A 26308-nucleotide genomic window follows, 5' to 3' on the forward strand; every position below is an offset into this window, starting at 1 on the left:
CAGGTCGTACCCTCGTAGGACACAACTGAATCGTCACGCGATGGCATCGTGCTCTCGCATGTGGATGACGCCGTGCACCCGCGTCGTGCACGCCCGGATATAGGACAGGTCTACGGTGATACTCGGAATTTCCATCGCCCTCATCCTGGCGAGCTCCTTGATGGTGCTGCTCGTGCTGCTTCACAAGGGCAAGGGTGGCGGCCTGTCCGACCTGTTCGGCGGCGGCTTCTCGTCGTCCTTCGGCGGATCGTCGGTGGTCGAGCGCAACCTGGACCGTCTCACCATCATCACGGGCGTCGTCTGGTTCGTCTGCATCATCGCGCTGGGCCTGCTGCTCAAGCCGTAGCGGACGGCCTCCGGCCACGCGTGACAGAGATTCACCTCCCCCCGTCCGCGGGGCGATCGAGCAAGGAGTTCATCGGTGGGTAGTGGCAACGCGATCCGTGGCAGCCGAGTCGGCGCCGGCCCCATGGGAGAGGCCGAACGCGGCGAGGCCGCCCCCCGTGTCCGGGTCTCGTTCTGGTGCGCGAACATGCACGAGACGCGCCCGAGCTTCGCCAGTGACGCGGCCGTCCCCGAGCTCTGGGACTGCCCGCGGTGCGGACTGCCGGCCGGGCAGGACCAGTCGAGCCCGCCTGCTCCGCCGAAGAACGAGCCGTACAAGACGCACCTCGCATACGTGAAGGAGCGTCGTAGCGACAAGGACGGCGCGCAGATCCTCGCCGAGGCGCTGGAGCGGCTGCGCTCCTCCTCCCGCCCGATCTACTGATCCGGACGACTGTGAAGGCCCTTTCCGCCGCCGGCGGGAAGGGCCTTCACGTTTGCGCGGGTTCCCGCGTCGCGGAGCGGTACACGGCCGCGGCGATCTGGGTGAACGAGCGGACGAGCGGGTTGACGTCGTCGCTGTTCCAGGCCACGACGAGGCGGCTGGGCGGCATGTCGGCCAGCGGAACCGATGTGAGCCCCTCGGGCAGCGCGTGAGCCGCCGGCGCCAGCCCGACCGTGCCGTTCCACAGAACGGCCTGGAGGCACTCGTGAACGGTGCGCACCACCGGGCCGTCCCTGAGTTCGCCGCCGGGCGTGACGGCGTTCCAGTAGGCGCACCAGACGGGATCGACGCCGTCGGGCAGCCGGAACCACGGCCGGTCGGCGAGATCGCTCAGCCGCAGGGTCTCGCGGCGGGCCAGCGGATCGTCGGCCCGCAGGACCACCCCCATGGGGTCGGTGCGCAGCGGGTGGGTGGTTATTCCGGTGTCGTCGAAGGGCGCCCTGGTGATCGCGACGTCGACGAGGCCGGCCCGAAGGCCCGTCGTCGGGTCGGTGAAGTCGGCTTCGCGGACGCGGACCCGGACCCCGGGGTGACGCCGGCGGAAGGCCGCGGCGAGGCGGGCTCCGGCCTGCTCCGCGCTGTCCGCGACAGTGCCGATGGTCAGGGTGGCGTCGCCGGCCGCGGCGGCGACCCGGCCGCGCACCCGCTCGGCCTGCTCCAGCAACGCGCGTGCCTCGTCGTAGAGCGCGGCGCCGGCGGCGGTCAGTGTGACGCCGGTGGGCGAGCGGTGGAGCAGGAGGGCGCCGAGGTCGGCCTCCAGGTGCCGTATGGCGCGGCTCAGCGGCGGCTGGGTCATGTGCAGGCGCGCGGCCGCCCGCCCGAAGTGGCGCTCCTCGGCGACGGCCACGAAATAGCGCAACGAGCGTAGGTCCATCACCGGCGACGATACCGGCACGGTATCCGGCCTGCGCAACCGGTGTTGGACGCGGCGGAGTATCCCGTAATGGACTGGAGCGGCCCAGTTGTCAGGCTCTCCATGAGGATGGATGCGATGTCCGAATATCTGCTGCCCGAGCCCGTCGTGCGTACCGAGGAGGTGCGTGAGCTCGCCCGCGACCTGATGGTGATCCCCAATCGCGGGGTGCAGCTGGTGCCCAACATCGGCGTCATCGGCGGCACGCATTCCGTGCTCGTCGTCGAGACCGGAATGGGCCCGCGAAACGCCGAGACCGTGCTCACGTTCGCGGCGGAGTACGCCGCGGGCCGCAGGCTGTACCTGACGACGACGCATTTCCATCCGGAGCACGCGTTCGGGGCGCAGGTGTTCGCCGGGGAGGCGACGTTCCTGCTCAACCGGGCGCAGGCCGAGGACCTGTCCACGAAGGGCGCCGCCTACCTCGAGATGTTCAGAGGGCTCGGCGAACCGGTCGCCCGGCGGCTGGAGGGTGTCGAGATCGCCGCCCCGGACGTCGTCTACGACGACGCGTACGACCTGGACCTGGGCGGCCGGGTGGTGCGGATGCGGGCCACGGGCCGCGCGCACAGCAGGGGCGACCAGGTGATCACGGTCCCCGACGCCGGGGCGATGTTCACCGGTGATCTCGTTGAGGCCGGGCAGTTCGCCATCTTCCCGTGGTTCCCGCCGCACGACACCGACGTGTCCGGCACCCGGTGGATCGCGGTGATCCGGCGGCTGGCCGACGCGTCACCGCGGGTGGTGGTGCCCGGCCACGGCGACGTCGGCGGCCCGCAACTGCTCGCCGACGTCCGCGACTACCTCGAACTGCTGCGTGACGAGACCTGGATGCGCAGGGACTCGGCCGTGAGCGAGCGGACGATCGTCGAGGAGGTCACCGCGCTCATGATCGAGCGGCACCCTGAGTGGGCCGGCCGGGAATGGATCGAGAAGGGCGTCGGCTGCCTGTGCGCGGAGCATCCCGCGTGACACCCGCCGATGTGGGGGAGCGGGCGGCACCGCGGACGGGTTCCCCCTCGCCCTGGGCATGCCGGTGTCGGTCGCGGCGATCCACGCGCTACACGGCGGCCGGAACGGTCGTCCCGGCTCGGTGGCGCTCGTCCTCACGACGGTCGGCATGCTCGGCTTCCGCGGCTCGGCGCTGCTGCTCGCCGCGGCCTGTCTCGCCGTGGCGTTCGCCGTGCCGCGGAACCGCTCCGCCCTCGCCGGGGACCGCTGAGGCGCCGTCTCCGTCAGCCGTGCACCTGTTCGCCGTCGAGGAAGGTCATGACGACCTCGGTCGTCCAGATGTCCTTCGGGTCGAGGGCGAAGGGGTCGCGGTCGAGGACGACGAGGTCGGCCGGACGGCCCTCCTCGATCACACCGGCGGGGGAGCGGTTGATCCAGGCGGAGCCCTCGGTGTAGGCCGTCATGATCGTCCGCAGGTCGAGGCTCTGCTCGGGCAGGAAGGGCGTCTGCGCCGTGGGGTACGTCGCGTGGACCGAGCTGCCCGGCTCGGTGCGGTTGACCGCCACGTGCATGGCCTCCAGGGGGTTGGCCGAGGAGACCGGCCAGTCCGAGCCGCCGGCGAAGCGGGTGCCGTGCCGTACGAGGTCGGCGAAGGGGTACTGCCAGGACGACCGCTCCTCACCGAGGTAGGGGATGCACAGCTCGTCCATCTGCAGGTGGTGGGTCGCCCAGAGCGGCTGCAGGTTGGCCGTGACGCCCAGCTCGGCGAAGCGCGGCACGTCCTGCGGCGTGATGATCTGGACGTGGGCGATGTGGTGCCGGTTGGAGGGGTCGGTGCCGCTCAGCGCGTCGAGCGCCTCGCGCACGGCCCGCTCGCCGATGGCGTGGAAGTGCACCTGGAAGCCCAGGGCGTCCAGCTCCTTGACGCATTCGCCGAGCAGCGCCGGGTCGACGTACGACAGGCCGGTGCCGCCGCAGCGGCAGTAGGGCTCGATGACGGCGGCGGTGAAGTTCTCCGCGATGCCGTCCTGCATGATCTTGACCGAGGTCGCCCGGAACCGGTCCAGGCCCTTGGCCGTCGCGCGCCGCTCGACCAGGTCGGGGATCTGCTCGGCACCGCGGGTGCGGTCCCACCACAGGGCGCCGACGACCCGCGCCCGCAGCCGTCCGGAGGAGGCCGCCGAGAGGTAGGCGGGCAGCTGGTCGTCCGACCCGGCGTACGACCCCACGATGGCGTCCTGCCAGCCGGTGATGCCCAGCGAGAACAGGTGGGCCTGTGCGTCCATCAGGGCGGCGTCGACGTCGGCCGGGGTCGGGCGGGGCGTGAGCAGGCCGACGAGGTCCATCGCGCCCTCGTGCAGCACCCCGCTCGGCGTGCCGTCCGGGTCGCGCTCGATGCGGCCGTCCGCGGGGTCGGGGGTGTCCCTGGTGATCCCGGCGAGCTCCAGCGCCCGCGTGTTGACCCAGGCGGCGTGGTGATCGCGCTGCACCAAGTACGCCGGGCGGTCGAGGAAGTCGAGCTGGGAGCGGTGGGGAAGGCCGCCGGGGAACGCCGACATGTCCCAGCCGCCGCCGTCGATCCACTCCTTGCCGGGGTTGTCCGCGGCGTAGCCGGCGATTTCCCTGGTGTAGGCCTCGAGGCCGTACACCTCTGCCAGGTCGCATCTGGCCCGCTCGAGCCCGGCCTGCACCGGGTGGACGTGGGCGTCGGTGAACCCCGGTGTCAGCAGGCCGCCGCCGAGGTCCACCGGTTCGGCGGCGGGCGCCAGCCGTACGAGGTCGGATTCGGCGCCGACGGCGGCGATCACGCCGTCGCGGACGAGGACCGCCTCGGCGAAGCCGCCGGGGACGAAGACGCGGCCGCCGCGGAACAAGATGGTGGAGCTCAAGGGTGTCGTGTCCTTCTGTGTGATGTACGGGCGTCCGGCGAACAGTGCAAGATCACGGAAACGATACGTACAGGTCGGCGCGGTGCGGCGTGCGATCGTGCGTGATCACGCACGCCTCCGGCCCTGGACGGCCGGGGGCGTGCGACGAACCGCACGATCACGGAGGAGGAGGGGGTCAGTGACCGGTGATCGTGTCGGCGATCCTGGCCAGTACGGACGTCCTGGTCATGCCCCTGTTCTCGCGGGCGTCGGCCAGGCGGTAGAGACGGTACATCGAGTGGACGCCGAGCCAGCGCAGCGGCTCCGGCTCCCAGGCGCGCACCCGCCGGTCCACCCACGGCATCCGGATCAGGTCGGTGTCGCGGCGCAGCACCAGGTCGCGGAGCGTGCGCCCGGCGAGGTTGGTGGTGGTCACGCCGTGCCCCGTGTAGCCGCCCGCCCAGCCGAGGCCGGTCGCGTGGTCCACGTGGACGGCCGAGCACCAGTCGCGCGGCACGCCCAGCACGCCCGACCAGGCGTGCTCCACCCGTGACCCGGCGACGGCGGGGAAGAACGCGACCAGCAGGTCCCACAGGGCGTCCACGGTCCAGCTGTGCGTGTGCCCCCGCTCGTCGACCCTCGATCCGTACAGGTAGGGCCTGCCGCGGCCGCCGAAGGCGATGCGGTCGTCGGCCGTCCGCTGCGCGTACATGTAGTAGTGCGCCATGTCGCCGAGCAGCTCGCGGCCCTGCCAGCCGATCTCCGCCCAGACCTTCTCCGGCAGCGGCTCGGTGACGATCATGGAGCTGTTCATCGGCAGCCAGTCGCGGTGGTGGCCGGCGATCATCGCGGTGAACCCCTCGGTGCAGCGCAGCACGTGGTCCGCCCGCACGGTCCCGTACGGCGTGACCGCCGCCGCGGGCTGCCCCGCCCCTCTCGGGACGATCTCGGTGACCGGGGTCCGCTCGTAGATCTCGACGCCCAGGTCACGTACGGCCCGCGCCAGGCCGCGGGCCAGCTTGGCCGGCTGGATCCTGGCGCAGTGCGGGCTCCAGGTGGCCCCCGTGGCGTCCGCCACGCGCAGCCGGTCGTTCATCTCGTCGGTGGTCAGCAGCCGGACGTCGTCGCGGTTCCAGCCCCACTCGCGCTGCGCGGTCAGTTCCTCGCGCAGCCGCAGTGCCTGCGCCGGGCCCCGGGCGACGGTGAGCAGGCCGCCCTTGACGATGTCGGCGTCCACGCCCTCCTCGCGGGCGACGCGGATGACCTCGTCGATCGCCTCGAACATCGCGCGCTGCAGCCGCCTCGCCGCGTCCCGGCCGTGGGTCTTCGCATACCGATCGGGCGATCCGGCCAGCGCGCCGGTCAGCCAGCCGCCGTTGCGCCCCGACGCGCCGAACCCGGCGAACTCCTTCTCCAGCACGACGACCCGCAGCGACGGGTCGGCCTTCTTCAGGTAGTAAGCGGTCCACAGTCCGGTGTAGCCCGCGCCGACGACGGCCACGTCGGCCCGCAGGTCGCCGCCGAGGGGCTCTCCGGGGGCCGGCACCCCCAGCGCCCGATACCAGAAGGACACCTCACCGTTGACGAAACCGGGGGACAGAGGAGCGGTCATGATGCACATCCTGCTATATCCGTGACAATCCCGCCATTCGACCACGGATGTCGTGGAAATCCGGCGAGACACATGCGGATAACGGTAGTCGTAACGCGCCACAGTGAAAGGAAACGGGTGGCTCACCGCCGTGTAGCACAGGGGTAACAGCGCTCCGGCAGGCTGAAGGCCGGCGCAACGGAGGGGAGCGGGTACCGATGGGGTTCTTCCGGATTCGTACGACCGTGGACGAACGGCCCGGGCGGCTGGCGTCGCTGGCGACCGCACTGGCCGACAAGGGCGGCAACATCCTCGGCCTGTCGGTGCAGCCCGACACGGACGGCACGGTCGACGAGTTCGTGACGGACATTCCGGCCTCTCCCGAGGCCGTACGCGAGGCGCTGGAGGCCGCGGGCGGACGGCGGGTGCGGATCGTGCCCGCCACCGCGCACGAACTGACCGACGAGCCGACGCGGGCGCTGCTGCTCGCCGCCCGGCTGCGCTCGGCTCCCTGGCGGCTGCCGGAGATCCTGGCCGAGCTGCTGCGCGCCGACGACGCCCGCTGGGTGTACGGCGCGGCCACCCGCCGGGCGCGGAACGGGGAGGACGAGGGGGACGGCGATGAGATCGCGGAGCTGCCCGACCCGACCCTGCTCGTGGTGCCCGTCGCGCCCCGCCGGTCGATCCGGCTGCGACGTGCCGGGCTTCCGTTCACGCTGACGGAGGCGGCCCGCGCCGCGGCGATGGCGAGGCTAGCGCAGCCGCCGGCCGAGCCGTCCGCGGCCGAGGGGCCGGTGCGGCTCGCCGACGGTGCGGAGGTGCAGGTCAAGCCACTGACGTCGCTCTATCGCGAGGCACTGCGCGACCTGCACGAGCGCTGCTCTCCCGAGACGCGCAGGTTCCGCTACTTCACCGCCAACCCGACCCTGCCGCCGCGCCTGTTCGAGCGGCTGTGCGACCGCGCCCGCGGCCAGTCGCTCGTCGCCGGTCACGACGGGCAGGTCGTCGCCCTCGGCTCGTTGATCTTCACCTCGGACCCCGGCATCGCGGAGATCGCGTTCCTCGTGGAGGACCGCTGGCAGGGCCGGGGGCTCGGCGCCCGGCTGGCCCGCATGCTCCTGGCCCAGGCCAGGGACCTCGGCCTGGCCGAGGTGCGGGCGACTTTCCTGCACGACAACACGCGCATGCGCAGGCTGCTCGGCTCCCTCGGTGCGACGCTCACTCCCACCGAGGATCCCGGTGTGATGGAGGCGCGGCTCGCCGTGGGCGTGCTGACGACGGCGTCCCCGAGCTGACGTCCTGACCGCGCGAGCCGTGGCCGATTCGCGGTCGTTCGCTTACGGTGCTTGTCGTGCGGGGGACGATGCGGGCGTTGGCGGACGGCGGCGCGGCGGCCGGCGTCGTGCTGGTTTTCTGGGCGGGGCCGACGGCCGGTGCCGGATCGTGGCCGTCGGCGGTCACGGGGGCGGTGCTGGCCGCGGTGACGGCCGGCGCGATGGTGCTGCGGCGGCGGGCGCCGTTGGAGGCGACGGTGGCGGCCGGGGTCGCCACCGTCGCCGGCGCCGTGCTGGGAGTCTGCCAGGATCCGATGCTGGCCGCGGCCTGGTGTCTGTACCCGCTGGCGATCGAGCGGGCACGCCGTACGCGGGTCGTGGTCGCGGTGCTGGCCGGGGTGTTCGCGGGTCTCGCCCTGGTCACCGCGGTGCCGGAGCAGGACGCGCTCGGGCTGGGGCGGCAGGTGACGCTCGCCGTGGCCGCGCTGAGCGTGGCCTGGGTGCTGGGCACCACCACCGGCAAGCAGATCGCGACCGCGCGGGAGGCGGAGCGGATGCGGGTGCAGCTGGAGGTGGCGCGGGACGTCCATGACGTGGTCGGGCACGCGCTCGGGGTGATCCTCGCGCAGTCGGGGGTGATCCTCAGCCTGCCGGACACCCGGGAGGAGGAGTTGCGCGACACGTTGTCGGAGGTGGAGACGCACGCGCGCACGGCGCTGGAGGACGTCCAGGGGCTGGTGCGTCAACTGCGCCGCCCGGACGGTGGGCCGGGCGGGGGGCCGGGGCGCGGACCGGACGGCCTCGACGGGCTCGCGGAGACCGTCCGGGCGGCCCGGGCCGCCGGCATCGACGTGGAGACCCGCATCGACGAGGGCCCGTCCCTCGACGAGGGGACGAGCGTGGTGGTGTTCCGCGTCGTGCAGGAGGCGTTGAGCAACGTGGTGCGGCACGCCCCGGGCGCGCGCTGCACCGTGCGGGTCCATCGGGAGGGCGACGTGCTGGTGGTGCGGGTCCGGGACGGCGGTGCCCGGACAGCGGGCGGCGGGAAGCGGGCTCCCGGTGCGGGGGTCGGACTGCGGGGCATCCGGGAACGGGCCATGCTGGTGGGCGGAACGGCGACCTGGGGCGCCCGGCCCGAAGGCGGGTTCGCCGTGGAGGCCCGGTTGCCGCTCGGACCGATCTCGCGGCGGCGGCGCGAGCCGGGGGATGCGCGACTCGCGGGTCCGCCTGCGGAGATCGACGGGCCGTGACAGCATCGGCGAGCGAGCCGATCAGTCTGGTCCGGAGGGTGTCCATGAGCGAGTCGCGGACCGAGTCCATCTCCGTCTTCCTGGCCGACGACGACGCGGGGCTGCGCGGGGCGTACCGGAAGCTGTTCGAGCGCACACCGGGTTTCCGGTGCGCCGGGGAGGCGGGGGACGGCGCGGAGGCCGCCCGGCTGGTCGCGGCGCTGAGACCGTCCGTCGCGCTGCTGGACGTGCAGATGCCGGGCACCGACGGTCTGGAGGCGGCACGGCGGATCCTGGCGGAGACGACCACCCGGGTCCTGATGCTCACGACGTTCGACCTGGACGAGTACGTGCATGAGGCGCTCACGCTCGGCGCCTCGGGCTTCCTGCTGAAGAACGCGGCTCCGGCGGAACTGCTGCACGCGGTCCGCACGGTGCACGCGGGGAACGCGATGCTCGCCCCCGAGGTGACCCTGCGGCTGCTGGACCGGTTCCGGCCGCGCCGGCCCGGCGAACGCCACCCGTTCACCCGGCACGTGCTGTCGGAACGGGAGCTGCAGGTGATCCGGCTGGTCGCCCGCGGTCTGTCCAACCAGGAGATCGCGGACGAGCTGCGCCTCAGCCTGGAGACGGTGCGCACGTACCTGCGCCGCGTCTTCGCCAAGCTCGACGTCAAGGACCGCACGCACCTGGCCGTGCTCGCCCACGAGGCGGGCCTGCTGCACGACCCCCGTTAGGCCGTCGTGTCCTGTCTACTTCCGGGTGACGCGCCCGCCCGCCGTCCCGCCCGATGCTGGGGAAATCCGGGGTCCCCAGGACGAGACGGACGAGACACGAGGCAGGGATGATAGAGGTCGCGGGAATCACCAAAAGGTACGGCAAGAAGCAGGCGCTGCACGACGTCGGGTTCACCGTCAGGCCCGGCCGGGTCACCGGCTTTCTCGGCCCCAACGGGGCGGGCAAATCGACGACTCTGCGCATACTGCTCGGCCTGGACCACCCGGACGCCGGCACCGCGCTGATCGACGGCAGGCGCTACCGCGACCTGCGCCATCCGCTGCGCACGGTCGGGGCGCTGCTCGACGGGGCGGGGCCGGTGCCCGAGCGCCGGGCCGTCGACCATCTCACCTGGATCGCGCAGAGCAACCGCATACCACGCCGCCGCGTGCACGAGGTGCTGGACCTGGTCGGCCTGACCCGCGCGGCCGGACAGCGGGTGAAGGGGTACTCGCTCGGCATGAGGCAGCGGCTCGGCATCGCGGCGGCGCTGCTCGGCGATCCGGAGATCCTGGTGCTGGACGAGCCGGTCAACGGGCTGGATCCGGACGGCATCCGATGGGTGCGGAACCTCCTGCGCGAGTACGCCGCGTCCGGCCGCACCGTGCTGCTGTCCAGTCACCTGATGACGGAGACGGCCGCCACCGCCGACGACGCGATCGTGATCGCCGGCGGCCGGATCGTCGCGTGCGGCTCGCTGGACGACATCAGCGCGGGACATCGGTCGCTGGAGTCGGCGTTCTTCGCGCTCACCGGGGAGCGGGAAGGCCGGGGAGGATGGTGAGCCGGCCGGCCGCCGTCCGGGCGGAACTCACGAAGATCGTCACACTCCGTGCCGTGTGGCTCGTCACCGGCGCCGTCGTCGCCCTGCACGTGCTGGTGCTGGCCCAGAACGTCGGCGCCGACACGGAGGCGGTGAACAGGATCACCGCGGACGGCATGATCGAACGGTTCCCGGGCGACGTCCGGCCGGCCCACGACATGCTCGTCGAATACATGGCCGCGTCGTCGCTGCAGATGTGCCTGTTCCTGCCCTGCCTCGCCGCGGTCATGGCGGGGCAGGAGTTCCGGGCCGGCCAGCTCGGGATGTCCCTGCTCGCGGTTCCGCGGCGGGGGCGTCTGGTCGTGGCGAAGACGCTCGCCGCGGGCGGCTTCCTGCTGTTCGCCGCCGTCGTCATCGCCGCGATCAGCGCGGCGTTCACGTACGTCACCGTAAGGGACTGGGACCCGGGTCTGGTGGTGAGCGCGGACGCGTGGACCGCCCGGGCGAAGTTCCTCGCCTTCGCGGTCCTGAGCGGCCTCGTCACCTTCGCCGTCACCCTGATCGTCCGCGGCACTCTCGCCGGCATCCTGGTCACGGTGGTGATGACCGCGTTGACCATGAGCCAGATCCTGGCCGCCTTCGCTCCCGCCCTGGACGCGCTGGTCCCGCTCAGCGCGGGCCGCAACCTGATCCTTCTCCCGGAGGAAGATCTCCGGCTGTCGGCCGGTCCGGGACATGCCATGGTCGTCCTCGTCGTCTGGCCGCTGCTGGCCACCGTCGCGGCCGCGATCGCCCTCAGCCGGCGGGACGCGCGGTGACCGCCGTCGAGCCCGGCCGCGTCGCGGGCGGCATCGGGGTGCCCGATCTCGTCCGCGCCGAACTCACCAAGATCTGCACCCTGCCCGCGACGTGGATCGCGCTCGCCCTCGCCCTGTCGGCCGACACGCTGGTCGGCCTGCTGGCCGCCACGGACGCCGTACGCGTCGCGGGCCAGGACGGACAGGTCGCGATCGCCCGGCTCGGCACCGTGCTGTCGGCCCCGGTGTACGCCTTCGTGGCCGTGCCGGTCTTCGCGGCCGGCGGGGAGTACCGGACCGGCCAGGTGCGGGTGAGCCTGCTGGCGGTGCCGGACCGCAACCGGTTCTTCCTGTCGAAGCTCCTGGCGATCCTGGCGGTGATGGCGGCCACGGCGCTCCCCGTCGTGCTGCCGGGCCATCTGGCCCGGCACGCGCTCGGTGACGCGGGCGAGACGGCCGGTGGCCTGTTCGCCAAGGTGGCGGCCTACCTGTTGCTCGGCTCGGTGGCGTACGGGTTCGCCGTGCTGGCGAGAGCGGTCGTCACGCCGTTGGCCGTGCTGGTCGTCCTGCCGATCCTCGTGTCCCCGCTGCTGCGGGGCTTCGCCCCCGGGGTGGTGCGGTTGCTGCCGCACGAGGCGACGCTGAGCTTCCTCGGCGTGCCCGAGGGGCCGGAGCTCGCGCTGGCCCGGCCGGTGGGGCTGTCGGTGGTCGTGGCGTGGGCCGTGACGGTCGTCGGCGCCGCCTGGCCGGCCACCGTCCGGCGCGACGGCTAGGAAGTGTCCTACCGTCCGGGGCCGAGCACGGGGCGGCTGTCGACTCGCGGCTACCTGATGTGGCACGGCACGGCTGTCCGGTGCCGGAATGAGAGATACCGCCGGTGCCGGTAGAACGGCACGGGAAACTCAGGTACAGGTGGTCTGTGGACTTCGACGAGGCGGCTGATCGGCTCTACGGCATGATGCCCGAGGACTTCACCGCGGCCCGTGACGCGCTCGCCAAGGAGGCGAAGGCGGCCGGCGACGCCGCGCTGGCCAAGAGGATCAAGGCCCTGCGTAAGCCCACGGTCGTCGCCTGGGCCGTCAACCGGACGGCCCGGGAACAGAGCCAGGAGCTCGGCCGGCTGCTCGACCTCGGCCGCCGGCTGCGGGAGGCCTGGCGGGCCCAGGACGCGGACGCTCTGGCCGAGGCCGGACGCGAACGGACCCCGCTCATCGCCCGTCTCGTGCGATCCGTGCGCGAGGCGGCGGAGACGGCCGGGCATCCGCTGGCCTCCACGGCCGAGCTGGAGATCGAGCAGACCCTCGACGCCGCCGTCGTGGACGAGGACGCGGCCGAGCAGGTGCGCCGGGGACGGCTGAGCCGCCCCCTCAGCTACAGCGGCTTCACTCCCGCCCCCGTCGTACGGCCCGCACCCGAACCGGCAGCACGCGAGCAGCCCGCACCGAAGGCGCGAGACAAGGGCACCGCCCGGCCGTCGAAGGCCGAGCGCCGGGCCGCCGAGGAGGAACGCGACAGAGCGGAGCGGGAACGGCTGGAAGCGGAGCGCGAACGCCGCATCGGGAGACTGGAGGAGGCCCTCGCCGAGGCCGAACGAGCCGCCGCCGAGGCGGAGCGGGGCCGTGCCGGCTGGGAGGCCGAACGGGCCGAGGCCGTACGCGAGCACGAGCGGCGCACGGCCAAGGTCGAGACGCTCGCGGCCAAGCTCGCCAAGGCCAGGACCAAGCTGAATTCGGCCGAACACCGGCTGGAGGTCGCCCGCCGGGAGGAGACGAGCGCAGAACGGGCCGCCCGTTCCGCCCGTGTACGCGTGGACGAGGCCCGTGCCGCCCTCGACGAGGCCCGCTCCGGCCGGGAATGAGGGCGCGGCGGGGAGGAGCGGAGCGGGCGGGAGGGAGGACCGCAGCGAAGGCCCAGCGGAGCGGGCTTCGCGAGGACCGGAGCTTCCGGCCGGCGCAGTGACGTCTCACCACGGGCGAGGCCGTCTCACCGTGGTGACGTCTCATCACGGGCGAGGCCGTCTCACCGTGGTGACGTCTCACATCGGAACGGCCGGGCGGGGGTGAGCCCCGGCCCGGCCGTTCCGATGTGATCTCCCGTCAGGGGGAGGCGATCCGTCCCAGAGACGGCGGGATCTTGTGCGCGGCGGCGCGGTCGAGCAGGAACAGCGTGCGCTGCCGCCCGCGTGCCCCGGCGGCCGGGATCTGGAAGGGCCCGGCGTCGGACAGCGCCATCCTGACCGCCTGCGCCTTCTCCTCGCCCGCGGCGACGACCCAGACCTCCCTGGCGGCCCGCAGCGCGGGGAACGTCAGCGACACCCGGGTCGGCGGCGGCTTGGGGGAGCCGTGCACGGACACGACCGGCCGCTCCTCCTCGTAGACCGCGGGCTTGTCGGGGAACAACGAGGCCACGTGCCCGTCGGGGCCCATGCCGAGCAGCAGCACGTCGAACGAGGGCACCGGCCCGTGGTCCTCCGGCCGTGCCGCCTTGGCCAGCTCCACCGCGTACGCGTCGGCCGCCTCCTCGGCGGTCATCCCCGAGTCGGGGCCCGGCATGGGATGCACCCGCGCCGGGTCCACGTCGACGTGGTCGAGCAGGGCCTGGCGGGCCCCGGTCTCGTTGCGCTCGGGGTCGCCGGTCGGCAGGAACCGCTCGTCGCCCCACCAGATGTCGAGCGCCCGCCAGTCGATGGCGTCGCGCGCCGCCGTCCCGGCGAGGGCGGCGAGCGTCGCGATGCCCACGCTGCCGCCGGTCAGCACCAGGTGCGCGGACCCGCGGGCCGCCTGGGTGTCCACCAGCCGTGTGATGAGGCGGGCGGCCACGGCCTGGGCCAGCAGTTCGGCGTCGCGGTGGACGATGACGCCGGGAACGTCGCTCACCCGCCCCCCTGACCCTTCATCTCCGCCAGGCGGCGGATCGCGGCGGCGTAGATGTCGTCGGGGTCGAGCCTGCGCAGCTCCTCGGCCAGCAGCTCCGAGGTGGGCCGCCGGGCCAGGGCGACCCGCCGGTCGGGGTTGCCGGGCCGCGACAGCGTGGCGAGCCTGGCGTCGCTCCTGCTCACCGTCAGCTCGCCCCCGCCCTCGATCGACAGCCGTACGCCGGTCAGGCCGGGGCCGGAGGAGTCGGCGACCTCGATCGGCGCCTCCAGCCGGTCGCACAGCCAGGCGGCCAGCAGCGGCGCGCTGGGGTTGCCCGCCGCGGCCTCCACCACACCCCTGGTGATCTTCCCCATGGGCTGGTCGAAGGCGGCGGCCAGCAGGCTGCGCCACGGCGTGAGCCGGGTCCAGGTCAGATCCGTGTCACCGGGGACGTAGCTGCCGGCCCGCGAGGAGATGGCGGCGACCGCGTCCCCGGCCGATTTGGCGTCCATGATCCGCCGGCTGCCCAGGTGCCCGACCGCGTTCTTGGCGGGGACGTCGGGGCATTCGCCCGGCCACCACACCACCACCGGCGTGTCGGTGAGCAGCAGCGGCGTGATCACGGAGTCGGCGTGCTCGGTCAGCTCGCCGTAAAGGCGCAGCAGCACGACCTCGCCCGGCGCCGACTCGCCCACGCGGATCTCCGCGTCCAGCCGGTTGGGCTCGGCCGGGTCGCGGTTGATCACCATGAGGATGCGCGAGGGGTGCTCGCGCGCCGCATCGGTGGCCGCGCGCAGCGCGTCGTACTGCCCCGCCTCGTCCACCACCACGACGAGCGTCAGCACCATGCCGACGGCGGGGGCGCCCATCTGGTGCCGCAGGCGGGTGAGCGTCGAGGAGATCTTCGACGCGGTCGTCTCGGTCAGGTTGAAGGTCGTCACACCGCTCTCCGCTCGATCCGCCCCGGATGCGTCTTGCTCACAACCGCCTCCAGGCGCGTCCGTCCCTGGCCAGCATCGCGTCGGCCGAGGCCGGCCCCCAGGAGCCGGACTCGTACCCTTCGGGCTGGCCCTGGGAGGCCCAGAACTCCTCGATCGGGTCGAGGATGTTCCACGACAGCTCCACCTCCCGCTGGTGCGGGAACAGCGGCGGGTCGCCGATGAGCACGTCGAGCAGCAGCCGCTCGTACGCCTCGGGGGAGGACTCCATGAACGACTCGCCGTAGGCGAAGTCCATGTTGACGTCCCTGACCTCCATGGCCGTGCCCGGCACCTTGGAGCCGAAGCGCACCGTGATGCCCTCGTCCGGCTGCACGCGGATGACCAGCGCGTTGTGCCCGAGGATCTCGGTGTCGTCCTTACTGAACGGCAGATGCGGCGCCCGCTGGAAGACGACGGCCACCTCGGTCATCCGGCGGCTGAGCCGCTTTCCGGTCCGCAGGTAGAACGGCACCCCGGCCCACCGGCGGTTGGCCACCTCCAGCTTCACCGCGGCGTACGTCTCCGTGGCGGAGTCGGAGGAGATGCCCTGCTCCTCCAGGTAGCCGACGACGGGCTCGCCGCCCTGCCAGCCCCGCGTGTACTGCCCGCGGGCGGTGCCGGTGGCCAGGTCGGCCGGTAGCTTGACCGCCCGCAGCACCTTCTCCTTCTCCCGGCGCAGCGCGTCGGCGTCGAAGGAGGTGGGGTCCTCCATCGCGACCAGCGCGAGGAGCTGGAGCAGGTGGTTCTGAATCACGTCACGGGCCGCGCCGATGCCGTCGTAGTAGCCGGCCCGGCCGCCGATGCCGATGTCCTCGGCCATCGTGATCTGGACGTGGTCGACGTAGCCGCGGTTCCAGATCGGCTCGTAGAGCGTGTTGGCGAAGCGGAGCGCCAGGATGTTCTGGACGGTCTCCTTGCCGAGGTAGTGGTCGATCCGGAAGACCGAGCTCTCCGGGAACACCGCGCTGGTGGTCTCGTTGAGCTCCCTCGCGCTCTTCAGGTCGTGCCCGAACGGCTTCTCGATGACGACCCGGCGCCAGGAGCCCTCGGGGCCCTTGGCCAGGTTCGTCCGCTTGAGCTGCTCGATCACGAGCGGGAAGAACTTCGGCGGCACCGACAGGTAGAAGGCGTAGTTGCCGCCGGTGCCCCGGGTCTCGTCGATCTCCTTCAGCATCATGGCGAGCACGTCGAAGGCGCCGTCGTCGCCGAACTCTCCGGGGCAGAAGTGGATGCCCTCGCTGAGCTGCTTCCAGACCTCCTCGCGGAACGGCGTCCGCGCGTGCTCCTTGACCGCCTCGTACGTGACCTGGGCGAAGTCCTCGTGTGCCCAGTCGCGGCGGGCGAAGCCGACCAGGGAGAAGCCCGGGGGCAGCAGCCCCCGGTTCCCCAGGTCGTAGATCGCCGGCAGCAGCTTGCGCTTGGCGAGGTCGCCGGTGACGCCGAACAGCACGAGCACGCACGGCCCGGCCACCCGCGGCAGGCGCCGGTCGCGCGGGTCGCGCAGCGGGTTGGCAGCCATGGTCACTTCGGTCGTCGCGGTCGTGGCGGCCTGAGCGGCGGCCAGGACCGCACGCTCGGCGGCCGTCAGGTCGTCCCCCACCTGTTGCGGCAGCTCCTCTGCCGCCTGCCGCGCGGTGCTGCCAGGCACCTCGGGCGCAGTGCCACTGCGCGCATCGGGCGCGGCGCCGCCGCCCGCCTCCGGCTCCTGCCGGGCGTCGTCGGCGGGGGCCTGCGGCTCCTGTTGCTCCGTCATGTGTCCTCCCTGCGGACGGGCCCTTCGCCTGTAACGCATCGCATGGTCAGAGCTCCTCCGCCACGGAGAGCAGGTGCCTGACTCCGGCGACGCGGTCGGTGAGGTGCAGGCGGACCGCCGGACGGCCACGGGAGGTGAGGGCTCCCAGGTCGCCCAGCGCCTGCGCGAGTTGCAGCCTGCCCAGCGTGTACGGCTTGCCGGGGACCTCGACGTCGTCGGTCACCGCCCCGGTGATCTGCAGGAACACGCCCGCCTCGGGCCCGCCCTTGTGGTACTGGCCGGTGGAGTGCAGGAAGCGCGGCCCCCAGCCGAACGTGACCGCGTGGTCGGTCCGGTAGTCGAGCAGCGCCCGCAGGGTGGCGACGTCGGCGCTCGCCCAGGTGTCGGTCATCTCCTCGAAGGACGCCTCGCCGACGACCGCCGCGTCGAACGCGGCCTCGCGGTCGAGGTACGCCATGACGGCCAGGTAGCCGCGCTCGGGGATCGCGCGCAGCAGCCAGGTGAGGACGTCGGCCAGGTTCTTGAGGTCGCCGGGCACGTCGCCGTACACCTCGACCGGGCCGTCGGTGAGCATCGGAGTGCCGGTCGGCAGCGGGCCGTCCCCGGCCTCCTGCAGGATCCGGGTGGTGTTCTCCTTCGACTCGGCGACGTTCGGCTGGTCGAACGGGTTGATGCCGAGCACCCGGCCCGCGACCGCCGTCGCGTACTCCCAGACGAGGAACTGCGCGCCGAGCGGTCCGTCGACGGTCGTGCCGCTGTCGGGGCCGATGGTCACGAGGAACTGGTCGCCGGCCTCGGCCGCCTCCGCGCCGACGACGGGCAGGATGCCCTTGCCCTCCTTGCCGGTCGACTCGGCGATGAGCTGCTCGATCCAGTCGGGCAGGCCGACGATGTCGGAGGGCGCGTCGCGCAGGATGAGCTTGTCGCGCCCCTGCAGCGCCCGCGCGCCGAGCAGCGCGCCGAGCTCCAGGCCCGGATTGCCCTCGTCCTGCGCCAGCAGCGGAGCCACCGCGGCGGCGTCGTCGAGCAGCCTGGCCACGTCGGCGCCCGCCAGGGCGCTCGGCACCAGGCCGAACGCGGTGAGCGCGCTGTAGCGGCCGCCCACGTTCGGGTCGGCGAGCACGACCGTGTATCCGGCCTCGTTGGCCGTGCGCTCCAGCGGGGAGCCGGGGTCGGTGACGACCACGATCCGCTCGGCCGGGTCGATGCCGGCGTCGCGGAACGCCTGCTCGTAGACGCGCCGGTGGCTGTCGGTCTCGACCGTGCCGCCGCTCTTGCTCGCCACCACGACGATCGTGCGGTCGAGCCGGTCGGCGAGCGCCCGCCGCACCTGGTGCGGGTCGGTGGTGTCGAGGACGGTCAGCGGCGCGTCCTCGGTGGCGCAGATCACCTCGGGGGCGAGGGAGGAGCCGCCCATGCCGGCGAGCACGACGTGGTCCAGGCCCGCGGCCCGGGCCCGCTCCACCAGCGTGCCGATCTGCGGCAGCAGCTCACGGCTCGTCTGCGGCAGGTTGAGCCAGCCCAGCCGGATGGAGGCCTCGGGCTGCGCCTGCGGGCCCCAGAGGGCGGGGTCGCCCGCGGCGAGAGCCGCGGGCACCCCCTCGGCCACGAGCTTGTCCTTGACCGCGGTGACGGCGTCAGCCTCGTCGCCGAGGGTCACCTCGATTGTCATATGAAGATCAGGCCTTCCGCAGTTCGCCGTCGACGGTCTCCAGCAGCTCGCTCCAGGACGTCTCGAACTTCTCGACGCCCTCCTCCTCCAGCGCGCGGACGACGTCGTCGTAGTCGATGCCGGCCTGCTTGAGCGAGGCCATGACGTCCCACGCCTGCTGGTAGAAGGGGCGGATCGTGTCGCCGGAGATCCGTCCGTGGTCGGCCGTCGAGTCCAGCGTCTTCTCCGGCATCGTGTTGACGACGCCGGCCGTGACGAGCTGCTCCACGTACAGGGTGTCGGGGAAGTCGGGGTTCTTCACACCGGTGGAGGCCCACAGCGGCCGCTGCGGGTGCGCCCCGGCCGCGCGCAGCGTCTGCCAGCGCGGCGAGTTCATGACCTCCTCGTACGCGGCGTACGCCAGGCGGGCGTTGGCCACGGCGGCCTTGCCCTTGAGCTCGGCGGCCTCCGGCGTGCCGACCTTGTCGAGGCGCTTGTCGATCTCGGTGTCGACGCGGCTGACGAAGAACGACGCGACCGACTCGATCGTGGCCAGGTTGAGGCCGTTGGCCTTGGCCTTCTCCAGCCCGCTCAGCCAGGCGTCCATCACCTGGCGGTACCGCTCCAGCGAGAAGATCAGCGTGACGTTGACGCTGATGCCCTCGGAGATGGCCTGCGTGATCGCCGGCAGGCCCTCCACGGTCGCCGGGATCTTGATGTGCACGTTCGGCCGGTCGACCAGCCACCACAGCGCGCGGGCCTCGGCGATCGTCGCCTCGGTCTTGCGGGCCAGGCGCGGGTCCACCTCGATCGACACGCGCCCGTCGACGCCGCGGGTGGCGTCGAAGACCGGCCGCAGCACGTCGGCCGCCCAGCGGATGTCGAACGTGGTGATCGCGCGTACGGCCTCCTCGACCGTCACGCCGCGGGTGGCGAGGTCGCGCAGCTGCGCGTCGTAGGCGTCACCCTTGCTGAGCGCCGAGGCGAAGATCGTGGGGTTGGAGGTGACACCCGTCACGTTCTTGTCGCGGATCAGGGCGGCGAGGTTGCCGGAGCGCAGCCGCTCCCGGCTGATGTCGTCGAGCCAGATGGAGACTCCGGCGTCGGTCAGCCGCTTCAGATTCTCATTCATCCTTCGTCCCTCAGTTTCCGGTCGTCTCGCCCTTGTCGGCGCCCGTCTTGGCCAGGCTGGCCTTGGCGGCGGCGACGACGCGGTCGGCGGTGAGGCCGAACTGCTCGTAGATCGTCTTGTACGGCGCGGAGGCGCCGAAGTGGTCGAGACCGAGGACCTCGCCCGCATCTCCCACGAACTCGCGCCAGCCGAGCGTGATTCCCGCCTCGACCGCGACCCGCGCCTTGACGGCGGGGGGCAGCACGGTCTGCTTGTAGGCGGCGTCCTGCTCACGGAACCACTCCACGCACGGCATCGAGACCACGCGGGTCGGGATGCCCTGCGACTCGAGGATCGTGCGGGCCTCGACGGCGAGCTGCACCTCGCTGCCGGTGCCGATGATCACGACCTCGGGCTGGCCGTTGGACGCGTCCTGCAGGACGTAGCCGCCCTTCGCGACGGCGTCGGGGTCGCCCGCGCCGTCCAGGTTGGGGACGTTCTGCCGGGTCAGGGCGAGGCCCGCCGGGCGGTCGTTGTTCTCCAGAACGGCCTTCCACGCGGCCGCCGTCTCGTTGGCGTCGGCCGGGCGGACGACGTCGAGGCCGGGGATCGCGCGCAGCGCCCACAGGTGCTCGATCGGCTGGTGGGTCGGGCCGTCCTCGCCGAGACCGATCGAGTCGTGCGTCCAGACGTAGGTCACCGGCAGCTTCATCAGCGCGGCGAGCCGCACCGAGGGCCGCATGTAGTCGCTGAACACCAGGAACGTGCCGCCGTAGGGGCGGGTGCCGTTGTGCAGCGCGATGCCGTTCAGGATCGCGCCCATGCCGTGCTCGCGGATGCCGAAGTGCAGTGTCCGGCCGTACCGGTTCCCGGGGAACTCCTTGGTCTGGTACTCGTCCGGGATGAAGGACGGCTCGCCCTTCATGGTGGTGTTGTTGGACTCCGCCAGGTCGGCCGAACCGCCCCACAGCTCCGGCAGCACCGGCGCGAGCGCGCTCAGCACCTCGCCGGACGCCTTGCGGGTGGCGACCTGCGAGCCGATCTCGAACGACGGCAGGGCCTTGTCCCAGCCCTCGGGCAGCTTGCGCTTGGAGATCCGGTCGAACAGCTCCGCCCTCTCGGGGCTGGCCTCGCGCCAGCTCTGGTACCCCTTGTCCCACTCGGCGCGCAGGGCCCGGCCGCGCTCGACGACCTCACGCGCGTGGCTCAGCACCTCGGCCGGGACATCGAAGCTCTTGTCGGGGTCCAGGCCGAGGACGCGCTTGGTCGCGGCGACCTCGTCGGCGCCCAGGGCCGAGCCGTGGATCTTGCCGGTGTTCTGCTTGTTGGGCGCCGGCCAGCCGATGATCGTACGGAGCTTGATGAACGTCGGCCGCTCGGTCTCCGCGCGGGCCGCCTCCATCGCCTCGTACAGCGCCTGGACGTCCTCCTTGTACTCGCCCGTGGCGGTCCAGTCGACCTCCAGGACCTGCCAGCCGTACGCCTCGTAGCGCTTGGCGATGTCCTCGGACAGGGCGATCTGGGTGTCGTCCTCGATGGAGATGTGGTTGGAGTCGAAGACCACGGCCAGGTTGCCGAGCTTCTGGTGGCCCGCGATCGCGCTGACCTCGTGGCTGATGCCCTCCTCGAGGTCGCCCTCGGAGGCGAAGCACCAGATCATGTGGTCGAACGGCGAGGTGCCGGGCGCGGCGTCCGGGTCGAACAGGCCGCGCTCGCGCCGGGCCGCCATGGCCATGCCGACCGCGTTGCCGATGCCCTGGCCGAGCGGGCCGGTCGTGGTCTCCACGCCGGCCGTGTGGCCGTACTCGGGGTGGCCCGGAGTGAGGCTGCCCCACTGCCGGAGCGCCTTGAGGTCGTCCAGGGTCAGGCCGTAGCCGGACAGGTACAGCTGGATGTAAAGCGTCAGGCTCGAATGCCCGCAGGACAGGACGAACCTGTCCCGTCCCGCCCACTTGGGATCCGAGGGGTCGTGACGCAGGACCCGCTGGAAAAGAAGGTAGGCGGCGGGGGCGAGGCTCATAGCGGTGCCGGGGTGACCCGATCCCGCCTTCTCCACGGCGTCCATCGCCAGGGTCCGCACGACGTCGACCGCCTGCCGGTCAAGGTCACTCCACTCAAGGCTTGCGCTGCTCAACTGCTCGATCCCCTCTTGTTTTCGCGCCGGTTCTGGCATTTCCCGCCCACAGGGGACCCTAACGGGTTCGCCGTAATACCGTTTGGTAGCCACCTCGGTAACGGCGCCTGCGGGTTCGGCCCCGATTGGGGGACCACCTGCGGTGGCGACTACAGTGATTGACCAAGTGCCGGCTGCTGCCCGGAGATCCGCCCTAATCAGAGGTTACGCGTTGACCCCGCACGTGTTGGAAGCGCCTTGACGGTCTTGACGAACAAGCAGACGGTGGCCCCCATCGGGTCCACCGCGACGGCCACGGCTCCCCGCTCCGTCGGGGCGCTCGTGAAGGCCTACGTGGCGCTCACCAAGCCCCGGATCATCGAGCTGCTGCTGATCACGACCCTGCCGGTCATGTTCCTCGCGGCGCACGGTCTTCCCGATCTGTGGATCGCCACGGCCACCATGGTGTTCGGCACCCTGTCGGCGGGCAGCGCCAACGTCCTGAACTGCTACATCGACCGGGACATCGACCGGACGATGCGGCGCACCCGCAGGCGGCCCCTCGCCAAGCACGACGTGTCGCCGATGGGCGCGCTGGTTTTCGGTGTGATTCTCGGCACTCTTTCCACGCTCGGACTCGCGCTCACGGTCAACGGGCTGGCCGCGGTGCTGTCGCTGGGCGCGATCCTGTTCTACGTCTTCGTGTACTCGCTGGTGCTCAAGCGGCGCACCTCGCAGAACATCGTGTGGGGCGGCATCGCCGGCTGCATGCCGGTGCTGATCGGCTGGGCCGGCATCACCGGAGAGCTGTCGTGGGCCCCGGTCGTGCTGTTCGGCGTCGTGTTCTTCTGGACGCCGCCGCACACCTGGACGCTCGCCATGCGATACCGCGAGGACTACGCGGCGGCCGACGTGCCCATGCTCCCGGTGGTCACCACCGAGCGCCGGGTCGTTCAGCAGGTCGTCGCCTACACCTGGGCCACCGTGCTGTGCTCGCTGCTGCTGTGGCCGATCGCCGGCACCTCCCTGCTCTACCCGGCGGCCGCGCTCGTGCTCGGCGTGGTCTGCCTGGTGGAGGTCTACCGCCTCCTCGGCCGGGTGAACGCCGGCAAGACCGGCGTCGACCTGCGCCCGATGCGGTTCTTCCACTGGTCGAACATCTATCTGGCGCTGCTGTTCCTCGCCGTCGCGCTCGACTCTCTGCTCGTCTGACCCTTTCCGGCCCGGCCGCCGCTTCCGGCCGGCTGGAACGCGCCGACGCACGAGCCGTGGCGTTCCTGCGAAAGCAGGAGAGGTCCCATCCGAACTTCGGACGGGACCTCTTTTTTTGTGCTGGTTCAATTCCGCGCTGGTCCGGCGCCGCTGTCGTGGTGGTAGCCGCGCGTCGTCAGTCCCGGGCCCCGGGACCGGTGGCGAGCGAGACGGGGGCGCCGGTCTTGCCGTATCCGAGGGCCGCGACCCCGGGTGGTGCGGTGCGGACCGAGGCCCACGGTTTTCTGGCCGGGTTCTTCGAGCGACAGCCGGCAGACCGGGACGTCGAGGTCGCCGATGGGGCGAGATTATGTACCTCCTTCTATCACTCTTTACCCTTTCGCCTCTTATCTCAGGTCTAGCCCCGTCTGGTGCTGTCGCGCCTATATGTGGATAATCTCCCCGCACTGATCGATATGACGTGAAGCAGGACTTCGTGGCCATTCCTCCCCGGCCTGGTCCCGGCTGGAGGTTCAACGCACCGCCCGGGTGGCCGTCCCCTCCGGAGAACTGGGTGCCGACGGCGGCCTGGTCGGGACCCGAGGACGACTGGCCCGAGGCTCCGCCCTACTGGATCTGGTGGGTGAAGGACCCGGCAGCCGCCACGGAGGCCGAGGCGCCCGCGGGGACGGCGCCCGAATCCGTGTCGGCATCGGCGGCCCGGGCCGCTGGCGCGGCTGACACCCCGGAACCGGAGCCGGGCGCGGAGAGCATCCCGACTCGGGAGCAGGCGGCGGCCGTCGACGCGTTGCTCGACCAGAGCAAGCCCAGCCGCGGAACGTTGCGGCAGGCCCTGAGCCGGATCCTGCGGTGCTCCGAGGTCGCCGAGGGGGTCGAGGCCATCGAGAGAGTGACCAGTCAACGAGGCGGGCAGGCCGGCCAGGCCGAAGAACTCGAGACGGGCGCCCTGCGGGACGGGGACGAGCTCAAGGACGCCCTCGTACGGGCGCTGACCACCTCCTACCGGGCGGACAAGGCGTACCTGAAGTGGGCCAAGCGGTATCGCGACGGCGGATGCCGGGGGCGTACCGTGGGCGACTCCGCGTACGACGCGGGCAACGCCGCGTCCGAGGACGCCACCGCGGCCAAGACCGAGTTCGTGCGGCTGTGGAATCCCATCGCCACCGAGCAGGGCCTGCCCGCGCGCAGCGAGGCCGAGATTTGAGCGGCACCATTCCCCCTCGGCCCGCGGACGGGTGGTCGTTCGACCCGCCGCCCGGATGGACCGTTCCCGACGACTGGGAATCTCCTGCCGACTGGGAGGGACCGGATCCGGACTGGCCCCCCGCACCGCCGTACTGGCTGTGGTGGAAGGAGCCACCAGAGCCCGCGGCCGCCACACCGGCGGCGATCGGTCCGCTGAGCGCGGCCGACCCCGCGAGGGTCGGGGGGTACCGGCTGGTGGGACGGCTCGGATCGGGAGGCATGGGAGTCGTCTACGCGGGAGTCGGTCCCGACGGCCGCAGGGTCGTGGTCAAGGTGGTCCACCCGGCCTTCGCCGGGAACGGGGAATTTCGCGCCCGCTTCGCGCGGGAGACCGCGGTCGCCGGCAGAGTCGCCGGTGCGTGCATCGCCCATGTGATCGAGGCCGACACCACCGCCGAGAAGCCCTGGCCGACCACCGAGTACGTCGCCGGGCCGACGTTGGACGCCTACATACGCGGACACGGCCCGTTGGCCGGGGACGGCCTGTACGGTCTGGCGGAGGCGATCGTGTCCATCCACGCCGCCGGTGTGGTGCACCGCGACCTGAAGCCCGCCAACGTCATCCTGTCTCCGGACGGACCGCGCGTGGTCGACTTCGGCATCGCCAGGGCCCTGGACGAGTTCTGACGCCCTGTCAGCCGGCCCAGGCGCGGCCACCCGGCGACCGACCAGACCCGGCCGGGATCATGCATGGAGGGCCCTGCCGGCGACCGCCTGGGCGTCAGCGGCGGTAGGTCTTCCGTACGTTGTCGTCGGGGGCGGGCAGGCGCTCGGCGGCGGGGCCCTCGGCGAAGCCCTTCAGCAGGTTGGTCGTCGCGGTCGTGACGAAGGCCCGCGTACGCGCGTCGATCCCGTGCGCCCGCGGCAGGTCGCGGGTGCGTGCCATGAGCGTCTCGGCCCACCGCATGGTCCCCGAGGCGAACACCCCGGCCCCACTCCGCGCCGTGTAGTAGGCGGCGTCGGCGAAGCTGGGCCGCCCGGCGCAGGTCACCGGCGAGTGGGCGAGGATCTGCAGCGGCCTCGGCGTCGGCACGTCCGTGTTGACCCGGTCGTACTCCACGCCCACGAGGTGCGGGAACGCGTCGCCGCGGCGCACGCCGGTGCCCTCGAAGATCCAGTGTCCGGGCTCGTGCACCACGAAGGGCGCGTCCACGGGATATCCGTCGTAGTAGACCCCGATGAGGGACGACTCGGGATCGGCCTTCGGCGCCGCCCGGAAGTCGGTCGTCGCCAGCGACGGGCGCGTGCGGACCAGCGGGTCGCGGTCCACCGCGGTCTTGTAGCAGACCACCAGCTTGCCGTCCTCCTCCATCCGGACCCGGCGGTAGCAGGTGTTGGCGCCAAGGAAGGCCAGGTTGGCGCCGGCGTCGCGGGCCTCGGTCACGGCGCGGCGCACCCCGGGCGTCCAGTACTCGTCGTGCCCGAGGAAGATCACCGCGGAGGCGCCGGTGAGCACGTCGTCGCCGGCCTCCAGGTCCCCGCCCGTCGTGTACGCCAGGGGCAGGCCGAGCCGCTCGGCCAGCGCCACCACGGGCCGCTCGTGGATGAGGAACTTCTCCATCCCGGTGCTGTCGTAGGGGCGGTCGAAGCTGACCGCGAGCGAGCGGCTGTCGTAGCGGCCGTCCTCGCCGTAGTAGAGGCTGTAGCCGCCCCACCGGTTGTACGCCTGCCAGGTCGGGGTGGCGTGGACCAGGACCGTGCGGCCCGCCCCGGAGGCCGAGCGCACGACCAGCGGCACGTACCGCTGGTGGCCGCGCTCGGTGTCCAGTCGCAGCAGGTAGGCCCCCTCCGGCCAGCCTTCGGTGGTCACGGTCAGGGTGCGCCGCCACCCGGCCCGTATGGTGCGGGTGTCGCCGACGAGCCGTCCGCGGCCCTGGTCGCGTCCCCTCATCCACCCCGAACGCCACACCCGGCGGGCGAGTGTCCCGCCGTACCAGCCCATCCGGTAGGCCGTGACCCGGTAGCGGCCCTCGGTGGTGGAGACGTGCAGCCCGAACTTCTCCCCGGGCAGCACGCTCGCGCGGTCGCTGTAGCCCTCGATCGCCTCATCGGGGCCGCGCCTGCGCACCCGCCAGTCCGGGTCGCCGGGCAGCAGCCGTTCCCCCACCGGCTTCCCGGCCGCCGCAGTGGGGGTGGGAGTGGGGGCGGGGGAGGCGGGAGCGGAGGCCTCGCGGGACCCGGGCGCGCATGCGGCGACCGAACCGACGGCGGCGGCGCACGCGACACGGAGGAATCCGCGACGTCCGAGCCCGTCACGTGGTGCGACATCCATGATCGCCCATTGTGCCCGCAACCGGGACGTGCTCGGGACAGGCCGCGCGACCGGGCTGCGAGATACTTGTCCCGGCACGGAATGCATGGGGATCTTTTGGGGCCGGAGGGGGACCGCGGCGGGC

24 protein-coding genes are annotated in these 26308 nt (G+C 72.3%); 14 read left to right on the plus strand and 10 right to left on the minus strand.

All coding sequences use genetic code 11. The annotated features are described in order from the left end of the window. Window positions 1-115: 115 nt before the first annotated feature. Together secG and AB0O28_RS17055 are read left to right on the plus strand one after the other, a co-directional pair. A complete protein-coding gene (secG, locus tag AB0O28_RS17050) occupies window positions 116-346 on the plus strand; it encodes a preprotein translocase subunit SecG (RefSeq protein WP_363641040.1) in 231 nt (76 codons plus the stop codon). Between the two features lie 75 nt (window positions 347-421). Then, a complete protein-coding gene (locus AB0O28_RS17055; protein ID WP_363641042.1) occupies window positions 422-769 on the plus strand; it encodes an RNA polymerase-binding protein RbpA in 348 nt (115 codons plus the stop codon). 46 nt (window positions 770-815) lie between these two features. On the opposite strand, the gene AB0O28_RS17060 is transcribed toward AB0O28_RS17055, so the two are convergent. Further along, a complete protein-coding gene (locus tag AB0O28_RS17060) occupies window positions 816-1703 on the minus strand; it encodes a LysR substrate-binding domain-containing protein (RefSeq protein WP_363641044.1) in 888 nt (295 codons plus the stop codon). Window positions 1704-1820: 117 nt separating this feature from the next. Between AB0O28_RS17060 and AB0O28_RS17065 the strand changes: the two genes are divergently transcribed. Then, window positions 1821-2714 carry an MBL fold metallo-hydrolase gene (locus tag AB0O28_RS17065; RefSeq protein ID WP_363641046.1) on the plus strand — a complete coding sequence of 298 codons (894 nt, stop codon included), beginning with the start codon at window positions 1821-1823 and terminating at the stop codon, window positions 2712-2714. Between the two features lie 58 nt (window positions 2715-2772). Beyond that, entirely contained in the window at window positions 2773-2964 is a 192-nt protein-coding gene (locus tag AB0O28_RS17070; RefSeq protein WP_363641048.1) for a hypothetical protein, read from the plus strand. A gap of 13 nt (window positions 2965-2977) precedes the next feature. On the opposite strand, the gene AB0O28_RS17075 is transcribed toward AB0O28_RS17070, so the two are convergent. Continuing rightward, the gene (locus tag AB0O28_RS17075) at window positions 2978-4582 is read right to left on the minus strand and encodes an amidohydrolase (protein WP_363641050.1); all 1605 of its coding nucleotides are present in this window, start codon (window positions 4580-4582) and stop codon (window positions 2978-2980) included. 175 nt (window positions 4583-4757) lie between these two features. Then, a complete protein-coding gene (locus tag AB0O28_RS17080) occupies window positions 4758-6173 on the minus strand; it encodes an FAD-binding oxidoreductase (protein WP_363641052.1) in 1416 nt (471 codons plus the stop codon). 197 nt (window positions 6174-6370) lie between these two features. Between AB0O28_RS17080 and AB0O28_RS17085 the strand changes: the two genes are divergently transcribed. The 7 genes from AB0O28_RS17085 to AB0O28_RS17115 all read left to right on the plus strand — a co-directional run bounded on the left by AB0O28_RS17085 (window position 6371) and on the right by AB0O28_RS17115 (window position 12850). Next, on the plus strand, window positions 6371-7447 hold the full coding sequence (locus tag AB0O28_RS17085) for a GNAT family N-acetyltransferase (protein ID WP_363641054.1): 1077 nt from the start codon (window positions 6371-6373) through the stop codon (window positions 7445-7447). A gap of 56 nt (window positions 7448-7503) precedes the next feature. After that, window positions 7504-8676 carry a histidine kinase gene (locus AB0O28_RS17090; protein ID WP_363641056.1) on the plus strand — a complete coding sequence of 391 codons (1173 nt, stop codon included), beginning with the start codon at window positions 7504-7506 and terminating at the stop codon, window positions 8674-8676. Between the two features lie 44 nt (window positions 8677-8720). Next, on the plus strand, window positions 8721-9392 hold the full coding sequence (locus AB0O28_RS17095) for a response regulator transcription factor (RefSeq protein ID WP_363641058.1): 672 nt from the start codon (window positions 8721-8723) through the stop codon (window positions 9390-9392). A gap of 107 nt (window positions 9393-9499) precedes the next feature. Beyond that, the gene (locus tag AB0O28_RS17100) at window positions 9500-10216 is read left to right on the plus strand and encodes an ATP-binding cassette domain-containing protein (RefSeq protein WP_363641060.1); all 717 of its coding nucleotides are present in this window, start codon (window positions 9500-9502) and stop codon (window positions 10214-10216) included. 53 nt (window positions 10217-10269) lie between these two features. Then, on the plus strand, window positions 10270-11013 hold the full coding sequence (locus AB0O28_RS17105) for an ABC transporter permease (protein WP_363641062.1): 744 nt from the start codon (window positions 10270-10272) through the stop codon (window positions 11011-11013). Then, window positions 11010-11765, plus strand: a complete 756-nt coding sequence (locus AB0O28_RS17110; RefSeq protein ID WP_363641064.1) for a hypothetical protein — start codon at window positions 11010-11012, stop codon at window positions 11763-11765. Before AB0O28_RS17105 ends, AB0O28_RS17110 begins: the two co-directional genes overlap by 4 nt. 146 nt (window positions 11766-11911) lie before the next feature. Then, window positions 11912-12850, plus strand: a complete 939-nt coding sequence (locus AB0O28_RS17115; protein ID WP_363641066.1) for a hypothetical protein — start codon at window positions 11912-11914, stop codon at window positions 12848-12850. 238 nt (window positions 12851-13088) lie between these two features. Here AB0O28_RS17115 and pgl read toward each other — a convergent pair whose 3' ends face one another. The 6 genes from pgl to tkt form a co-directional block, all read right to left on the minus strand. Next, window positions 13089-13868 (minus strand): 6-phosphogluconolactonase, encoded by a 780-nt coding sequence (pgl, locus tag AB0O28_RS17120; RefSeq protein WP_363641068.1) that lies wholly within the window; start codon window positions 13866-13868, stop codon window positions 13089-13091. Further along, window positions 13865-14788: a glucose-6-phosphate dehydrogenase assembly protein OpcA gene (locus AB0O28_RS17125; protein ID WP_363641070.1), complete on the minus strand. Its 924-nt coding sequence runs from the start codon at window positions 14786-14788 to the stop codon at window positions 13865-13867. Before AB0O28_RS17125 ends, pgl begins: the two co-directional genes overlap by 4 nt. 37 nt (window positions 14789-14825) lie before the next feature. Beyond that, window positions 14826-16346 carry a glucose-6-phosphate dehydrogenase gene (zwf, locus tag AB0O28_RS17130; RefSeq protein ID WP_363641424.1) on the minus strand — a complete coding sequence of 507 codons (1521 nt, stop codon included), beginning with the start codon at window positions 16344-16346 and terminating at the stop codon, window positions 14826-14828. A 280-nt stretch (window positions 16347-16626) separates the two neighbouring features. Further along, window positions 16627-18252 (minus strand): glucose-6-phosphate isomerase, encoded by a 1626-nt coding sequence (locus AB0O28_RS17135; RefSeq protein ID WP_363641072.1) that lies wholly within the window; start codon window positions 18250-18252, stop codon window positions 16627-16629. A 7-nt stretch (window positions 18253-18259) separates the two neighbouring features. Continuing rightward, entirely contained in the window at window positions 18260-19363 is a 1104-nt protein-coding gene (gene tal / locus AB0O28_RS17140; RefSeq protein ID WP_363641074.1) for a transaldolase, read from the minus strand. 10 nt (window positions 19364-19373) lie between these two features. Further along, window positions 19374-21515: a transketolase gene (tkt, locus tag AB0O28_RS17145; RefSeq protein WP_363641076.1), complete on the minus strand. Its 2142-nt coding sequence runs from the start codon at window positions 21513-21515 to the stop codon at window positions 19374-19376. 207 nt (window positions 21516-21722) lie between these two features. Here tkt and AB0O28_RS17150 point away from each other — a divergent pair, with 207 nt between their 5' ends. The 3 genes from AB0O28_RS17150 (at window position 21723) to AB0O28_RS17160 (ending at window position 24539) form a co-directional block, all read left to right on the plus strand. Beyond that, window positions 21723-22667 carry a heme o synthase gene (locus tag AB0O28_RS17150; protein ID WP_363641426.1) on the plus strand — a complete coding sequence of 315 codons (945 nt, stop codon included), beginning with the start codon at window positions 21723-21725 and terminating at the stop codon, window positions 22665-22667. Between the two features lie 475 nt (window positions 22668-23142). After that, a complete protein-coding gene (locus tag AB0O28_RS17155; RefSeq protein ID WP_363641078.1) occupies window positions 23143-23871 on the plus strand; it encodes a hypothetical protein in 729 nt (242 codons plus the stop codon). Further along, window positions 23868-24539, plus strand: coding sequence for a serine/threonine-protein kinase (locus AB0O28_RS17160; RefSeq protein ID WP_363641080.1), 672 nt, complete (start codon window positions 23868-23870; stop codon window positions 24537-24539). Before AB0O28_RS17155 ends, AB0O28_RS17160 begins: the two co-directional genes overlap by 4 nt. 94 nt (window positions 24540-24633) lie before the next feature. Here AB0O28_RS17160 and AB0O28_RS17165 read toward each other — a convergent pair whose 3' ends face one another. Then, window positions 24634-26184, minus strand: a complete 1551-nt coding sequence (locus AB0O28_RS17165) for a N,N-dimethylformamidase beta subunit family domain-containing protein (protein ID WP_363641082.1) — start codon at window positions 26182-26184, stop codon at window positions 24634-24636. Between the last annotated feature and the right edge of the window lie 124 nt (window positions 26185-26308).

The organism is Microbispora sp. NPDC088329, from assembly GCF_040685655.1.
In the GTDB taxonomy this organism is placed as follows: domain Bacteria; phylum Actinomycetota; class Actinomycetes; order Streptosporangiales; family Streptosporangiaceae; genus Microbispora.

Bases quoted from the DNA above. Each gene is read 5' to 3' on its own strand.
- AB0O28_RS17060 (WP_363641044.1), bottom strand. From the start codon at position 1,703: ATGGACCTACGCTCGTTGCGCTATTTCGTGGCCGTCGCCGAGGAGCGC.
- AB0O28_RS17065 (WP_363641046.1), top strand. From the start codon at position 1,821: ATGTCCGAATATCTGCTGCCCGAGCCCGTCGTGCGTACCGAGGAGGTG.
- AB0O28_RS17070 (WP_363641048.1), top strand. From the start codon at position 2,773: ATGCCGGTGTCGGTCGCGGCGATCCACGCGCTACACGGCGGCCGGAAC.
- AB0O28_RS17080 (WP_363641052.1), bottom strand. From the start codon at position 6,173: ATGACCGCTCCTCTGTCCCCCGGTTTCGTCAACGGTGAGGTGTCCTTC.
- AB0O28_RS17085 (WP_363641054.1), top strand. From the start codon at position 6,371: ATGGGGTTCTTCCGGATTCGTACGACCGTGGACGAACGGCCCGGGCGG.
- AB0O28_RS17095 (WP_363641058.1), top strand. From the start codon at position 8,721: ATGAGCGAGTCGCGGACCGAGTCCATCTCCGTCTTCCTGGCCGACGAC.
- AB0O28_RS17100 (WP_363641060.1), top strand. From the start codon at position 9,500: ATGATAGAGGTCGCGGGAATCACCAAAAGGTACGGCAAGAAGCAGGCG.
- zwf (WP_363641424.1), bottom strand. From the start codon at position 16,346: ATGGCTGCCAACCCGCTGCGCGACCCGCGCGACCGGCGCCTGCCGCGG.
- AB0O28_RS17135 (WP_363641072.1), bottom strand. From the start codon at position 18,252: ATGACAATCGAGGTGACCCTCGGCGACGAGGCTGACGCCGTCACCGCG.
- tal (WP_363641074.1), bottom strand. From the start codon at position 19,363: ATGAATGAGAATCTGAAGCGGCTGACCGACGCCGGAGTCTCCATCTGG.
- tkt (WP_363641076.1), bottom strand. From the start codon at position 21,515: ATGCCAGAACCGGCGCGAAAACAAGAGGGGATCGAGCAGTTGAGCAGC.
- AB0O28_RS17165 (WP_363641082.1), bottom strand. From the start codon at position 26,184: ATGGATGTCGCACCACGTGACGGGCTCGGACGTCGCGGATTCCTCCGT.